This is a genomic window from Arthrobacter sp. MAHUQ-56, assembly GCF_019710585.1.
Taxonomy (GTDB): domain Bacteria; phylum Actinomycetota; class Actinomycetes; order Actinomycetales; family Micrococcaceae; genus Arthrobacter.
Map to the genome: position 1 here is coordinate 52,980 of NZ_JAIFZQ010000016.1, position 13,340 is coordinate 66,319.

Here is a 13,340-nt window from a genome sequence, read left to right on the forward strand (position 1 = left end):
GAGCGGCTAAGCGGCCAGGCCGCCCCTGGCCTTCCGGTGCGCCCGGTGCGGCGCCGACGACGTGGCGGTGCGGGCACCGGCAAGCACTTCGGTGCCGTCGGGCACGGTGCTGTCGGCGTCCAGGTGGGCGCCGTGCTCAATCAGCACGCCCGAGCCGATCCTCGTGTGGCTGCCGATGTGGACGCGGTTGCCAATGACGGTGCCGCGCCCGATGCGCACACCGTCGCCAATGACTGTCCGGTTGCCGATCCTGGCGTCCCGGTCTATCCAGCTGCCGTGTCCGATCCGGCACCCGGGACCCACCTGCGCGCCGTGTTCCACGTAGGTCATGGGGCCGATCCGGGCGCTGTCAGCCACGATGGCACCCGGAGCGATCAGCCCGCCGCCGTTGTCGTGGCGGCTGTAGCGGGTGACCTTTCCGGCGTCGTCCTCAACTGAGACAAACTTTGCGGTCATACCATCCCTCGTTAACGCTGCGGCTATTTACCGCGCAGTAGGTTAACGGTCCACAGCGCTAAGGGATTCCCGGCGGCTCCTGTGGAGTTATGCCACCAGGTTGGCCGCGGCGGTGTCCATGTGTTCCAGGATGGTCTGGCGGGCCAGGGCGGCATCACCAGTATCGATGGCGGCCATGATGTCTTTATGCCGGTCGACGCTCATGTTGCTGACCCCCTTCTCCAGTCCCGCGAACATGATGGACATCCGTATGGATCCCTCCAGCGATTCCCAGGAATGCAGCAGCGTTTCGTTGCCAGTGAGCCGGCAGAGGGTCCGGTGGAATTCGAGGTCGGACTCGATCCGTTCCTCCAGCGTCCCGGTGGTGGCGTCCTCCATGGCGTCGATGGCCTTGTGCAGGGATTTGGTCACGTGCTGCCGGTCCGGCAGTTCGCACAGCGTTCGCGCGGCCAGGGATTCCAAAGCGGCGCGGACAGCGTAGATGTCCCGGATCTCCTTCCCGTCCAAGTGCCGGACCGAGAGGCGGCCGCGGGGCCCGGCGGACAGCAGCCCCTCCTGCTCAAGCTGGCGCAGGGCTTCGCGAAGGGTGCCCCGGCTGATCTGCAGCATCTCGGACAGTTCGGTTTCCACCAGGTGCCGGCCGGGTTCCAGCTCGCCGCTGGTGATGGCGGTCCGCAACGCCGAGAGTGCCTGCTCGCGCAGGCTTTTCTTTTCCAGTCCCAGCAGCGGGGCGGTCAATCCGGCCATGGCTTGTCCTCAATGTCATAAGTCGACTGTTTACAGTCGGTAATGGTTTCGATAATACGGCAGAAAGCACGGCACCGGGCGGGAGCGGTGCCGTGCTTTCTGCATCTTGCTGACTGCTGTCAGCCGAGCTCGGCGAGGACCTTGGCCACGATGCGGTCCACGGCCAGGCCGTAGCGGTCGTGCAGTGTGGGCAGGGCGCCGGCGTCCAGGAACTGGTCCGGCAGTGCCACGGGCACCACGCGCCTGCCCACGCCGGCGGTGACGACGGCGGACGCAACGGTCTCGAACAGGCCGCCCACCACGGAGTGGTTTTCCAGGGTAACGGCGAGGCGGTCGGTATTGACCTCCTTGAGGACGGTTTCGGCGTCGAAAGGCTTGATCGTGGGGGTGTGCACGACGGCGACGTCCACGTTGTGCGCCTCGAGTGCCTTGGCTGCCTGCAGGGCACGCATGGTCATCAGGCCGGAGGAGATGAACACGACGTCGTTGCCGCCGCGCAGGACCTTGGCCTTGCCGAGTTCGAACGTGTAGTCGTACTCGTCCAGGACGGTGGGAACGTTGCCGCGCAGCAGCCGCAGGTAGGTGGGGCCTTCGGAGGCCGCCAGCTGCGGGACGGCCTGCTCGATGTCCACCGAATCGCAGGGGTCAACGATGGTCAGGTTGGGCATGCCGCGGAAGATCGCCATGTCCTCGGTGGCCTGGTGGCTGGGGCCGTACCCGGTGGTCAAGCCGGGCAGGCCGCCCACGATGTTGACGTTCAGGTTCGGCTCGGCCGCGTCCAGGCAGAGGAAGTCGTAGGCGCGGCGGGCAGCGAACACGGAGTAGGTGGACGCGAACGGCACCAGGCCGGACTCGGCGAGTCCGGCGGCTGCGCCGAAGAGCAGCTGCTCGGCCATGCCCATCTGGAAGAACCGCTCCGGGAAGGCCTTGGCGAAGATATGCATGTCCGTGTATTTGCCCAGGTCCGCGGTCAGGCCCACGATCCTGTCGTTCTCCTGCGCGGCCTTGACCAGCGCGTGCCCGAATGGCGCGTTGGAGGTCTTCTGGCCCGGGTCGGCGAAGGAGGCGATCATCGCCGAAGTCTTCAGCTTCGGCTTGGCCGGTGTTGCAGCGGCTGCCGCCGTATCGGGTGCCTCGGTGGTGGTGCTCATGCTGAAGCCTTTCCTTCATAACCGGCGGTGAGCTGCTCGCGGCAGATCTGCCATTCGTTTTCTTCGATGCGCATGAAGTGCGCCTTTTCGCGATCTTCCAGCAGCGGGACGCCGCGGCCCACCTTGGTGTCGCACAGGATGACGGAGGGACGTCCGACGGAGGCCGACTGGGCAGCTGCATTGTCGAACGCTGCCAGCAGCGCGCCGACGTCGTTCCCGTCCACCCGCTGGGTGTACCAGCCGAACGATTCCCACTTCTCCGTCACCGGCTCGGTGCGCAGCACCGTGTCCGTCTTGCCGTCCGCCTGCAGGGCGTTGATGTCCACCATGGCGGTGAGGTTGCCCAGCTGGTGGTGGTGCGCGCCCATCGCGGCCTCCCAGGTGGACCCCTCGTCCAGTTCCCCGTCGGAGAGGAAGTTGAACACCCGGGCGTCCGAGCCCTGGTAGCGCAGGCCCAGGGCCATGCCGACGGCGATGGTCAGGCCGTGGCCCAGGGAACCGCCGGAGATCTCCATGCCCGGGGTGTAAGTGGACATGCCGGACATCGGCAGGCGGGAATCGTCCGAGCCGTAGGTTTCCAGCTCCTCCGCCGGGACGATGCCGGCCTCGGCCAGTGCGGCGTAGTGGCCAATCGCGTAGTGCCCGGTGGAGAGCAGGAACCGGTCGCGGGCTTCCCAGTGCGGGTCCCCGGCGCGGAAGCGGAGCTGGTCCCCGTATACCGTGGCGAGCATGTCGGCAGCACCCAGGGCCTGGCCAACATACCCCTGGCCCTGCACCTCGCCCATATTCAGGGCGTGGTGCCTGATCCGGTACGCGGCGGCGTTGATCTTCTCTAGCCGTTCCGGGGTCACTGCGGTCCGCAGTGCGGTGTCCTGGACGGTTTCTGTAGGCATTACTGGCTCCGTGGTCGTTTCGTGCGTGGCTGTCATTCAGGCGTTGACGGTGTTGGGGGTGCTTTTGGTGGCTTCCTCGGCCAGCTCGCGCTCCCGCTTGCCCCAGGTTTCCCGGGTAGCGACGGCGGCCCAGAGGCCGATCAGGGCGTAAGTGCCGAAGAGCAGCGCGGGGCCCATCCAGCCGAAGCTGACAAACAGCAGGGTGGTGATGAAGGGGGTAAAGCCGGACACCATGGCCGAGATCTGGTAGGCCAGGCTGGCGCCGGACGCACGGGTCTTGGCCTGGAAAAGCTCCGGGAACCAGGCACCCTGGGCGCCGGCCAGCGAGTTCTGGCACACGGCGTAGGAGATGACGATCGTGAGGATGATGGCGATGAACAAGCCGGTGTTGACCAGCAGGAACATGGGGATGGCGAACAATGCGGCGAAGGCAGTGGACCAGACGTACAGGGGACGGCGGCCGATGCGGTCGGTCAGGGCGGCCCACGCCTGGGTGGCGAAGATGCCGATGGCCGAGGCAATGCAGAGGGCAATCAGCGTCTGGCTCTTGTCCGCCAGGTGCTGGCTGTTGATGTAGGAAATCATGTAGGTGATGGACACGGCGTAGCCGGCGGTCTCTGCAATGCGGAGGCCGATGCCCTTGATGATGTTGCGCCAGTCGGTCTTGATGACCTCCACGATGGGTGCCTTGACGATGGCGCCGCTGTCCTTGACCTCATCGAAGACAGGGGACTCGGGGACCTTGGAGCGGATGATCAGGCCGACCGCCACCAGCAGGATGCTGGCCAGGAACGGGATCCGCCATGCGAGCTCACCGCCCAGGTTCACGCTGAACAGGAAGGTCAGGTTGGCCAGCAGCAGGCCCACCGGGAAGCCAGCCTGGACGATGCCGGTGTACTTGCCCTTGGCCTTCCACGGAGCGTGCTCGTAGCTCATCAGGATGGCACCGCCCCATTCAGCGCCGAATGCCAAGCCTTGGACGATGCGGACGAAGACCAGCAGCGCCGGTGCCAGCAGGCCGACAGCGGCGTAGGTGGGCAGCAGGCCGATCGCGAAGGTTGCCAGGCCCATCAGGATCAGGGATGCGACCAGGACGGGCTTGCGGCCCACTTTGTCGCCCAGGTGTCCGCCAATGATGCCGCCGAGGGGGCGCGCTGCGAAGCCAACGCCCAGGGTTGCAAAGGAGGCGAGCGTGCCGGTGACCGGATCGCTCCCGGGGAAGAAGGCAGTTCCGAAATACAGTGCGGCAGCGGTGCCGAAGCCGATGAAGTCATACGTCTCAATCACGGCCCCCACGCCGGATCCGATGGCAACTCGCCGGGCGTCCTTGGTGCCGTGGACGGGGCCGCGCATGGTCAGAGCATCTTTGCTCATGGAGGTTCCCTTTCGAAAAGCGGCTTTGGAAGTCCGCTGTCGACTGTTAACAAAATGATACGTCCCAGTGTGACCGAGATCATTTCCACTGTCAACAGTCGACTTCTAGAGTTGACTGTTGACAGTTAACGCAAGTACTGTGGTCGCCATCACTACTGCTTGGCACGAACCAAAGGATCAACGATGTTCCACTCCCGACTCGGGTGTTCCTCCATCAGCTTCCGGCACCAGGAACTGGGCGAGGCCCTCCGCACCATGAAGGAGCTGGGGTTCGAAGAGATCGACCTGGGCGCCCTGCCCGGGGTCTGCAACCACGTTCCCTATGACCTCGATGCTGCGGCCGTTGAAGCCGTTTCGGCCGAGGTTAACGCGTCGGGCCTCCGGGTGCGCTCCGTCAACGGAGACATCGGGGACCTGAATGCAGTACTGGACGCCGATGCTCAGGCCGCGCGCCGGCGCCACCTGGACGCACTGCTCACCCTTACCTCGAACATCGGCGCCAAGGCTCTCGTCCTGCCCTGCGGAGCCCTTAACCACGAACCCGTGCGCAGCGAAGACGAGGACCTGGACCTCATCGCCGCCCAGCTGATCGGCGCCGGACGGCGGGCGGCGGAGTTCGGCGTCGAACTCTGGACCGAATCCCTGCACTTCCTGCGCTTCTGCTGGAACCTGGACCGTGCGGCAAAGCTCGCTGACCGGCTGGCAGGCTCCGGCGTCGGAATCGTCATGGACTTCAGCCACATCGTGGCCGCCGGCGAGGACATCCAGTCCTACCTTGACCGGCACGCCGGCCGCATCAGCCATGTCCACCTGCGCGACGCCGTGCCGGGCAACATCAACCTCAGCATCGGCAATGGCAATGCCGACTTCGCCGACGGCCTGAAGCGGCTCGCCGCCGACGGCTATACCGGCCACTTTTCGCTCGAACTGGAAACCCGGGACGTCACCAACGACGAACGTCCAGCGGCCGCCGCCAAGGCAGCCAGCTTCATCACCGACCTCATCTGAACTGACACAAACCAAGGAGTACCACCATGACCACCATCCAGCGCACCGCCGTCCTCACCGGAGCAACCTCCGAACGGGGCATCGGCATCACCACCGCCCGCCGCTACGCCCGCGAAGGCTGGGGCATCGTCGTCCTGGACCTCGACGGCGAGAAGTCCGCGAAGGTTGCGGCTGAAATCGGCAACGAATTCAACGTTCCCGCCTTCGGCCACGAGATCGACGTCGCCAGCGAAGCTTCGGTCATCGCCGCCCAGGCAGCCGTGGCCGCCGAGGTCGCCGCCGGCAACCTCCCGCCCGTCGGCGCCCTGGCCAACATCGCAGGCATCACCTCCCCGGTCCCGTTCCTGGAGACCACCCTTGAGCTGTGGCACAAGGTCATGGACGTCAACGCCACCGGCACCTATTTGGTCACCAAGGCATTCCTGCCGGACATGATCGGGAACGGCTGGGGCCGGATCATCAACATGTCCTCGGTGTCCGCGCAGCGCGGCGGCGGCGTCTTCGGCAAGGTTCCCTACTCCGCAGCCAAGGCTGCCATCCTCGGCTTCACCAAGGCCCTGGCCCGGGAACTCGGCACCACCGGGGTCACCGTCAACGCCATCACCCCGGGCGCCGTGGACACCAACATCCGCGTGGGCAGCACCGAGGAACAGGAAGCCGCCATCAACGCCGGCATCCCGCTGGGCCGCAACGCCACCACCGAGGAAGTCGCCTCCGTGATCACCTTCCTGTCCTCCGAGGATTCCGCCTACCTCACCGGCACCACCGTGGACATCAACGGCGGAAGCCACATGCACTAACAGCCCCGCGACAGCAGGTTACTGACAACACGGACGCCGGAGAACCACCATGACCAAAATCTTCAACGACCCCTCAGAGTTCGCCGAGGAGGCCCTGGCAGGCTTCTGCGACGTCCACTCGGACCTGGTCCGCCAGGTCCCCGGCGGCGCCGTCCGCCGGTACCGCCCTGCGCAGCCCAAGGTTGCCGTCCTCGCCGGCGGCGGCTCCGGCCACTACCCGGCGTTCGCCGGACTGATCGGCACGGGCTTCGCCGACGGTGCGGTGGTGGGCAACATCTTCACCTCGCCGTCGGCGCAGCAGGCCTATGCGGTGGCCAAGGCCGCCGACTCCGGCGCGGGCGTGGTCTTCACCTATGGCAACTACGCCGGCGATGTGATGAACTTCGGCATGGCCAGCGAGCGCCTGGCCGCCGAGGGCATCGCCGTGGAGAACGTGCTGGTGACAGACGACATCGCCAGCGCCCCGCCGTCGGAATCCGCCAAGCGCCGCGGCATCGCCGGCGATTTCACCGTGTTCAAGGTGATGGGAGCGGCCGCCGAGAACGGTGCTGGCCTTGCCGAGGTGGTCCGCCTGGGACGCAAGGCCAATGACCTGACCCGCACCATCGGCAGTGCGTTCGCGGGCTGCACCTTCCCCGGCGCCGAAGCCCCGCTGTTCACGCTTCCGAAAGGCCAGATGGGCCTGGGGCTTGGCATCCACGGCGAGCCGGGACTGCACGACACGGACCTGCCCTCCGCTGAGGAGCTGGGCCAGGAACTGGTGTCCCGGGTGCTCTCCGAAACGCCGGTCAACGCCGGCAAGCGGATCGCCGTGCTCCTCAACGGACTCGGCTCCACCAAGCACGAGGAGCTCTTCGTTCTCTGGGGCACGGTGGCGCCGTTGCTGCGCGCCGCCGGCTACACCCTGGTCATGCCCGAAGTGGGCGAATTGGTCACCAGCCTGGACATGGCCGGCGTCTCGCTGACCGTCACCTGGCTGGACGAGGAGCTTGAGCCCCTGTGGACCGCTCCCGCTGAGACTCCCGCCTACCGCCGCGGCAATGCGGCCCGGGACGCAGGGGCACTGTCCGGTGAGGAAGCGTCCGACGGCGGAGCCGCCGTTGCAGCATTCGTCGCCACGGACGCCTCCCGCGGATACGCCGCCGCCTGTGTCGCCGCGATCCAGGCAGCCCAGGCTTCGCTGCACGAGGCCGAAGAGCGGCTGGGCCGCATGGACGCCATCGCCGGCGACGGCGACCATGGCCGCGGCATGGTCCGCGGGGTGGACGCGGCGACTGCCGCGGCAGCCGCGGCACTCGGTGACGGTGCAGGGGCAGGTGACGTCCTGGCTGCAGCGGGGGACGCCTGGGCCGACAAGGCCGGCGGCACCTCCGGCGTCCTCTGGGGAGCGGGGCTGCGGGCCTTCGGCGAAACCGTAGGCAACACCACTGCACCGGAAGGGGCGGTCCTCGCGGCGGCCGTGACTGCTTTCGCGGACCGAATCGTCCAGCTGGGCAAAGCAGAGATTGGTGACAAGACGATGGTGGACGCCCTGCTGCCCTTCGCCAGTGCCTTCAGCCGCGAAGTGGCCAACGGGGTTTCGCCAATCCGGGCGTGGGAAACGGCCGCGCGGGAATCCGCCGCAGCAGCGGAAGCCACCGCGGATCTGTTGCCGTTGAAGGGCAGGGCCCGCCCCCTGGCAGAGAAGAGCCTGGGCACCCCGGACCCCGGAGCCACCTCCCTGGCGATGGTGTTCGCCGTGATGGGCGCGCACTTCACCGCAAGGACAACCGTTGCCCAGACAGGAGCTAAGTCATGACGACGGAAGGACAAACCACGGGACTGCGGCTCATTGTCGGCGCGGACGAGGCCGGCGTCGACTACAAAGACAAGGTCCTTGCCGACCTGCGCAACGACCCCCGCATCAGCGAGGTCATCGACATCGGGGTCAACCGGAGCGACGCCCCGGACGACTTCACCAAGCCCTACCCCTACGTGGGCATCACGGCCGGCGAAATGATCCGGGACGGGGCCGCGGACCGCGCCATCCTCTTCTGCGGCACCGGAATCGGGGTGGCCATCGCCGCGAACAAGGTGGAAGGCATCCGCGCCACGGCTGCGCACGACTCCTTCTCGGTGGAACGCTCCATCCTGTCCAACGACTGCCAGGTGCTCACCATGGGCCAGCGCGTGGTGGGCATCGAGCTCGCCCGGCGGCTGGCGAAGGAATGGATCGGCTACACGTTTGACCCGTCGTCGGCGTCCGCGGGCAAGGTCAAGGTCCTCACCGACTTCGAGGGCTGCTAGCAGGACCGGCCGCGACGCCGCGCGGTATTCAGCCGTCCAGCTTCGCGCGCAGGCCGCCGATGATCACGTCCAGCCCGAAGTCAAAGGCGTGGCTGCCCCGTTCCTCCGAAGGCCCTGCATTGCTGACGGCGCGTTTGAGCGTGGGATAGCCCTCTGCCGGCGGATCCCACACAACTTCCGGGGCGGCGAGATCCAGTGCTGCGCCCAAGGCGAAGCTGTCGATCGTCGAAATGGCGGACACCACGTCCCGGCCCCGGAATCCTGCCGCTTCCAGGGCCAGGGCGAGGTCTTCGTAGAGTCCCATGACGTCGGGGTCCGTGATGGACTGCAGCACCATCAGGGGTGCCAGCCGCGGGTGGCGGGCAAAGGCATCCCGGTAGGCCCGGATAAGGACCCGCAGGGCCGCTTCCCAGTCCTGGTGGTCCACAGGGGGATAGGGCTCCTCGGTGATAATCCGGTGCCTCAGCAGTTCCAGGATCTCGTCCCGCCCCGTGACGTGGTTGTAGATCGAGGACTGGCTGACACCTATTTTTTTGGCGAGCTTGGGAAAACTGAAATCCCCGCTCTCATCAACCAGCTCCAGGGCGGCCGTCGTGAGGGCCTCCACGGAAATCAACGGGAGGGGCGGGCGGCCCATCGGTTCTCCTGACTGCAGCTCTCTGACATCGGCTCCAGCCTAGCCGCACGTCACAAAATCCCTGCAGCCAAAAGACTATTGTGCTCTGGGCCACTTGGTTCCATACTAAACGAAAGCCTTTCGTTTAGTATGGGCTTCCAAGAAAGGACCGAGCTTTGTCCGAGACCAAAATCAAGCAAAAGACGCCGTTCGCTGACGGTGCACTCAAACGCAACGCGCTGGGAACCGGAGGGATCGCCTTCCTGGTAATCTCCGCAGCCGCACCCCTGACAGTGATGGCGGGAGTAGCCCCCGTGGCAATCGGAGTCGCGGGCATCGGCGCCCCGGCCGGTTACCTCCTGGCAGGCATAGTCCTGACCCTCTTCGCCATCGGCTTCATGGCAATGACCCGCCACGTCAAAGCGTCCGGCGGCTTCTACACCTACATCTCGATCTCCCTGGGCAAGACGGCGGGACTGGCGTCCGCCATCCTCGCGATCGTCTCCTACAACTGCCTGCAGATCGGCGTCTACGGGCTGTTCGCCGTACAGACGCACGACATGCTGCAGGTCCTTTTTGGGCTTGAGGTGCCGTGGCCGGCCATAGCGCTCACCGCCGTCGCAGCTGTCTGGTTCCTCGGGTACCGGGGGATCGACGTCGGGGCCAAGGTACTCGGCGTCCTCCTTGTTGCGGAGACGGGCATCCTCGGCGTCATGGGAGTGGGCATCCTCGGCAGCGGAGGAGCGCACGGCATCAGCCTGGGATCCTTCAGCCCGGAACAGGCGTTAGCGCCAGGCGTCCTGGCGATCCTCGGCATCTGCTTCGCCGCCTTCATGGGCTTCGAGTCCACCGTGCTCTACCGCTCCGAAGCCCGCAACCCCGACAAGTCCGTCCCGCGGGCCATGTACATCGCAGTGGGCTTCATGTCCGTCTTCTATGCATTCATTGTCTGGGCGGTCATCCAGGCCTTTGGTGACGACCAAGTGGTGGAAGCCGCCGGCGAACTGTCCGGTGGCATGTTCTTCCAAACGATCGGCCACTATGTGGGCCCCTGGGCCGAGACCGCCATGTATGTGCTGATCGTCACCAGCGTTTACGCGTCACAGCTGGCCTTCCACAACGCCATCAACCGCTACGTCTACATGCTCGCGAAGGACGGGGTCCTGCCGGCCTTCCTCGGCCGCACCCACCACCGGTTCCGGTCTCCGCACCGCGCCGGGCAGCTGCAGACCCTGCTGGCAGCCGCCGTGATCGCTATCTGCGCCATACTCAACGCCGACCCGTACCAGCAGCTCCTGATCTGGGTGAACACGCCGGGCATCTTCGGCATCGTGGGCCTCCAGGGCCTGGTTTCCGTGGCCGCGTTCCTCTACCTGCGCCGGAACCCCCAAGCTGCCGCCAACAAACTGATGGCCCCGCTCAGCCTTGCCTCGGCCATCCTGCTCTTCGGCGTCGTCCTCCTCATCGCGCTCAACATCGAGCTCCTCACTGCCGCCGACACCCTGACCAACACCATCCTGATCCTTGTCACGCCGGTGGTGTTCGCCGGCGGCCTGCTGGCCGCCCTCTGGGTGCGGCGCCGCCGCCCCGACACTTTCGACCGAATTGGAAGCTTTGAAACACATGAATCCTGACCTGATCATCCTTGCCGGCACGGTGCACACCATGGATGCAGGGTCCGGCAGCCATCCGGCACCGGAAGCCGTTGCTGTTCGGAACGGCCGCATCCACGCCATTGGAACCCGGAAGGAGGCGGCATCCTGGGGGCGGGCGGAGGAAGTCCTCGAATTCGGGGACGCCGTGCTGACCCCGGGGCTGGTGGACTGCCATGTCCACCCTGTCATGGGCCTCGACATGACCAGGGGCTGCAACCTCTCCGGCATTACCGACCTCGCAGCCATCCGGGCGCTGCTGCGGGCAGAAGCGGACGCAACTCCCGCAGGGGACTGGGTCCGCGCGTGGGGCCTGGACCCCAACGCCTTCGGCTCGGTACCGCCCCACCGCGAGCTGATTGACGACGTCGTCGCCGGCAGGCCTGCCCTGATCCGGCTGTTCGACGCGCATTCGGCACTGGCCAGCAGCAGGGCGCTGGACATCGCCGGAATCAGCGGTCCGCACGCCTTCGACCAGGCCGCGGAAGTGGTCTGCGACGGCAACGGCAGGCCCACCGGGCTCCTGCTCGAGGCCGCCGCACTCGACCTGGTCCTGGCGCACATGCCCGCCGAGAGTTTCGAGGACCGGAAGCTGCGGCTGGGTGAGGTCCTGACCGGGTTCTCCCGGGCAGGACTGACCGGTATCCATGTCATGGACTGCGGAGAGGGGACCCTTGACCTCCTGGCATCCCTCGAAAACGATAATGCCGGGGAGGGCCTGCCGCTGCGCGTGCGCATCTCGCCCTGGTGCATGCCGGGCAGCGACGAGGCCAGCTGGGAGCTGCTTGCAGGGCAGGTGGGAACCATGCGGGGCCAGCGGTGGGAAATCGCCGGAATCAAGCTGTTCGTGGACGGCACAGTGGACAACGGCACCGCCTGGCTCTTCGAACCGGACAGCCACGGGCAGTCCACCACGCCATTTTGGCCACGTCCGGAGGAGTACGCCCGGGCCATCCGGTTCTTTGCCGGCCGCGGTATCCCCACCGCGACGCACGCCATCGGGGACGCGGGGGTGGCGGCCGTGCTGGGGGCCTTCGAGGCTCTTCCCGTGGACGTGCCGCCGGCACCACACCGCATCGAGCACATCGAAACGGTCCCGGACCAACTCATCAACAGGTTCGCCCGCTCGGGCCTGATTGCCAGCATGCAGCCCAGCCACTGCACCCACTACTCCAGGGCGGACCAGACCGACAACTGGTCAACACGGCTGGGGAAGGAACGGGCGGACCGGGGCTGGCGGTGCGCCGACCTCCGATCCGCTGGCGCCACGCTGGCGCTCGGCTCGGACTGGCCCGTGGCCCCGTTTGAGCCCCTCCCGATCCTCGCCGACGCCCAGTTACGGCGAAGGTCGGGCCACCCGGACGAGCAGCCCATTGTGCCGCGGCAGGCCCTTACCGCGCTGCAGGCGCTGGAGGGGTACACCTCGCACGCCGCAAAGGCTGCGGGGGAGTGGGCGGTCTCGGGATCGGTAACCGTCGGCAAACGCGCGGACTTCACCATCTTCGACGTTGACCCGTTGTCGGCGGCGCCGGATGACCTGGCGTCGGCGCGCGTGCTCGCTACGATCGTGGACGGCCAGCCGCACCATCTCTCTGTGGGCGCAGACCGGTAGACGGCGCCGGACGCGGCCCGGCCCCCGGCAATGGGCCCCGTGCGGGCCGGTGCCCGGGGCTGGGCTTCCGCCGGCCCCGTTCCTACACTGGGGTGATGATCACAGTCACCGGAAGTGTGGAAACCAACCTGTCCGCCGAGAAGGCCTTTGCCTTCCTGAGCCAGTTCGAGAACACGAGCAAGTGGGATCCCAACACTCCGGTGATGGACAAGCTCACGCCGGGGCCGGTGGCGGTGGGCCACCGGTACCACGCGGAGTCAGAGTTCCGGGGAAAGCGGCAATCCCTGGAATACGAGGTCATTGAACTGACCGAAAACCACCTCAAACTGCGGGGCGAGAACAAGAGTGTGACCGCCTTCGACTCCGTGGATGTCAGCCCGAACGGGACCGGCTCGGTGGTGAAGTACACGGCCGAGTTCAGCATCAAAGGCCCCGCCAGGATCATCCAGCCCCTCCTGAAGCCTGCGTTCATGTCGCTGCGGGACCCCGCCCTGAAGGGGATCCGCAACACCCTTAACGCGTTGGCAGCCGGCTGACGGCGGCGAAGAACCCGCAGGTCTCCCGCCGCGGGTCGTCCCGCAGCCCGGGTGGGTTGGGCATACGATCCAGTGCTGCGCGCCGAGTCCTCCGGCCAGCGGCGCCGTTCGGCGGTCCCGCTTTGGATGGTGGCGCGGGCGAAGAGGCTTTCCGACGCCGGCATTCCCGGCGGGTGCCGGGCCCCGCCAGGTGCCGGAACCCCAAAGCG

13 protein-coding genes are annotated in these 13,340 nt (G+C 66.7%); 7 read left to right on the forward strand and 6 right to left on the reverse strand.

Features of this window, described 5'->3' with window-relative positions; genetic code table 11:
• Nucleotides 1-6: 6 nt before the first annotated feature.
• From K4G53_RS08145 to K4G53_RS08165, 5 genes are all read right to left on the reverse strand, one after another.
• Nucleotides 7-456, reverse strand: a complete 450-nt coding sequence (locus K4G53_RS08145; RefSeq protein ID WP_221385209.1) for a transferase — start codon at nucleotides 454-456, stop codon at nucleotides 7-9.
• Nucleotides 457-543: 87 nt separating this feature from the next.
• On the reverse strand, nucleotides 544-1,203 hold the full coding sequence (locus K4G53_RS08150) for a GntR family transcriptional regulator (RefSeq protein WP_221385210.1): 660 nt from the start codon (nucleotides 1,201-1,203) through the stop codon (nucleotides 544-546).
• Nucleotides 1,204-1,322: 119 nt separating this feature from the next.
• On the reverse strand, nucleotides 1,323-2,354 hold the full coding sequence (locus tag K4G53_RS08155) for a transketolase family protein (RefSeq protein WP_221385211.1): 1,032 nt from the start codon (nucleotides 2,352-2,354) through the stop codon (nucleotides 1,323-1,325).
• A complete protein-coding gene (locus K4G53_RS08160) occupies nucleotides 2,351-3,247 on the reverse strand; it encodes a transketolase (RefSeq protein ID WP_221385212.1) in 897 nt (298 codons plus the stop codon). The genes K4G53_RS08155 and K4G53_RS08160 overlap by 4 nt, the downstream gene beginning before the upstream one ends.
• A gap of 36 nt (nucleotides 3,248-3,283) precedes the next feature.
• Nucleotides 3,284-4,621: an MFS transporter gene (locus tag K4G53_RS08165; RefSeq protein ID WP_221385213.1), complete on the reverse strand. Its 1,338-nt coding sequence runs from the start codon at nucleotides 4,619-4,621 to the stop codon at nucleotides 3,284-3,286.
• A gap of 183 nt (nucleotides 4,622-4,804) precedes the next feature.
• Here K4G53_RS08165 and K4G53_RS08170 point away from each other — a divergent pair, with 183 nt between their 5' ends.
• The 4 genes from K4G53_RS08170 to K4G53_RS08185 are packed head-to-tail and all read left to right on the forward strand — an operon-like array spanning nucleotide 4,805 to nucleotide 8,715.
• Nucleotides 4,805-5,629, forward strand: a complete 825-nt coding sequence (locus K4G53_RS08170) for a sugar phosphate isomerase/epimerase (protein ID WP_221385214.1) — start codon at nucleotides 4,805-4,807, stop codon at nucleotides 5,627-5,629.
• A gap of 26 nt (nucleotides 5,630-5,655) precedes the next feature.
• Entirely contained in the window at nucleotides 5,656-6,429 is a 774-nt protein-coding gene (locus tag K4G53_RS08175) for an SDR family NAD(P)-dependent oxidoreductase (RefSeq protein WP_221385215.1), read from the forward strand.
• 49 nt (nucleotides 6,430-6,478) lie between these two features.
• Nucleotides 6,479-8,227: a dihydroxyacetone kinase family protein gene (locus K4G53_RS08180; RefSeq protein WP_221385216.1), complete on the forward strand. Its 1,749-nt coding sequence runs from the start codon at nucleotides 6,479-6,481 to the stop codon at nucleotides 8,225-8,227.
• On the forward strand, nucleotides 8,224-8,715 hold the full coding sequence (locus K4G53_RS08185; RefSeq protein WP_221385217.1) for an RpiB/LacA/LacB family sugar-phosphate isomerase: 492 nt from the start codon (nucleotides 8,224-8,226) through the stop codon (nucleotides 8,713-8,715). Before K4G53_RS08180 ends, K4G53_RS08185 begins: the two co-directional genes overlap by 4 nt.
• Nucleotides 8,716-8,743: 28 nt before the next feature.
• Here the strand turns inward: K4G53_RS08185 and K4G53_RS08190 are convergent, their stop codons facing one another.
• On the reverse strand, nucleotides 8,744-9,352 hold the full coding sequence (locus K4G53_RS08190) for a TetR/AcrR family transcriptional regulator (protein WP_221385218.1): 609 nt from the start codon (nucleotides 9,350-9,352) through the stop codon (nucleotides 8,744-8,746).
• 155 nt (nucleotides 9,353-9,507) lie between these two features.
• Here K4G53_RS08190 and K4G53_RS08195 point away from each other — a divergent pair, with 155 nt between their 5' ends.
• The 3 genes from K4G53_RS08195 (at nucleotide 9,508) to K4G53_RS08205 (ending at nucleotide 13,131) form a co-directional block, all read left to right on the forward strand.
• The gene (locus K4G53_RS08195; RefSeq protein WP_221385219.1) at nucleotides 9,508-10,965 is read left to right on the forward strand and encodes an APC family permease; all 1,458 of its coding nucleotides are present in this window, start codon (nucleotides 9,508-9,510) and stop codon (nucleotides 10,963-10,965) included.
• Nucleotides 10,955-12,595 carry an amidohydrolase gene (locus tag K4G53_RS08200; RefSeq protein WP_221385220.1) on the forward strand — a complete coding sequence of 547 codons (1,641 nt, stop codon included), beginning with the start codon at nucleotides 10,955-10,957 and terminating at the stop codon, nucleotides 12,593-12,595. Before K4G53_RS08195 ends, K4G53_RS08200 begins: the two co-directional genes overlap by 11 nt.
• A gap of 95 nt (nucleotides 12,596-12,690) precedes the next feature.
• A complete protein-coding gene (locus K4G53_RS08205) occupies nucleotides 12,691-13,131 on the forward strand; it encodes an SRPBCC family protein (protein WP_221385221.1) in 441 nt (146 codons plus the stop codon).
• Nucleotides 13,132-13,340 lie beyond the last annotated feature (209 nt).

Coding starts and splice junctions, on each gene's coding strand:
- K4G53_RS08200 (WP_221385220.1), top strand. CDS start 10,955: ATGAATCCTGACCTGATCATCCTTGCCGGCACGGTGCACACCATGGAT.
- K4G53_RS08190 (WP_221385218.1), bottom strand. CDS start 9,352: ATGGGCCGCCCGCCCCTCCCGTTGATTTCCGTGGAGGCCCTCACGACG.
- K4G53_RS08205 (WP_221385221.1), top strand. CDS start 12,691: ATGATCACAGTCACCGGAAGTGTGGAAACCAACCTGTCCGCCGAGAAG.
- K4G53_RS08170 (WP_221385214.1), top strand. CDS start 4,805: ATGTTCCACTCCCGACTCGGGTGTTCCTCCATCAGCTTCCGGCACCAG.
- K4G53_RS08185 (WP_221385217.1), top strand. CDS start 8,224: ATGACGACGGAAGGACAAACCACGGGACTGCGGCTCATTGTCGGCGCG.
- K4G53_RS08150 (WP_221385210.1), bottom strand. CDS start 1,203: ATGGCCGGATTGACCGCCCCGCTGCTGGGACTGGAAAAGAAAAGCCTG.
- K4G53_RS08165 (WP_221385213.1), bottom strand. CDS start 4,621: ATGAGCAAAGATGCTCTGACCATGCGCGGCCCCGTCCACGGCACCAAG.
- K4G53_RS08175 (WP_221385215.1), top strand. CDS start 5,656: ATGACCACCATCCAGCGCACCGCCGTCCTCACCGGAGCAACCTCCGAA.
- K4G53_RS08145 (WP_221385209.1), bottom strand. CDS start 456: ATGACCGCAAAGTTTGTCTCAGTTGAGGACGACGCCGGAAAGGTCACC.
- K4G53_RS08160 (WP_221385212.1), bottom strand. CDS start 3,247: ATGCCTACAGAAACCGTCCAGGACACCGCACTGCGGACCGCAGTGACC.
- K4G53_RS08155 (WP_221385211.1), bottom strand. CDS start 2,354: ATGAGCACCACCACCGAGGCACCCGATACGGCGGCAGCCGCTGCAACA.
- K4G53_RS08180 (WP_221385216.1), top strand. CDS start 6,479: ATGACCAAAATCTTCAACGACCCCTCAGAGTTCGCCGAGGAGGCCCTG.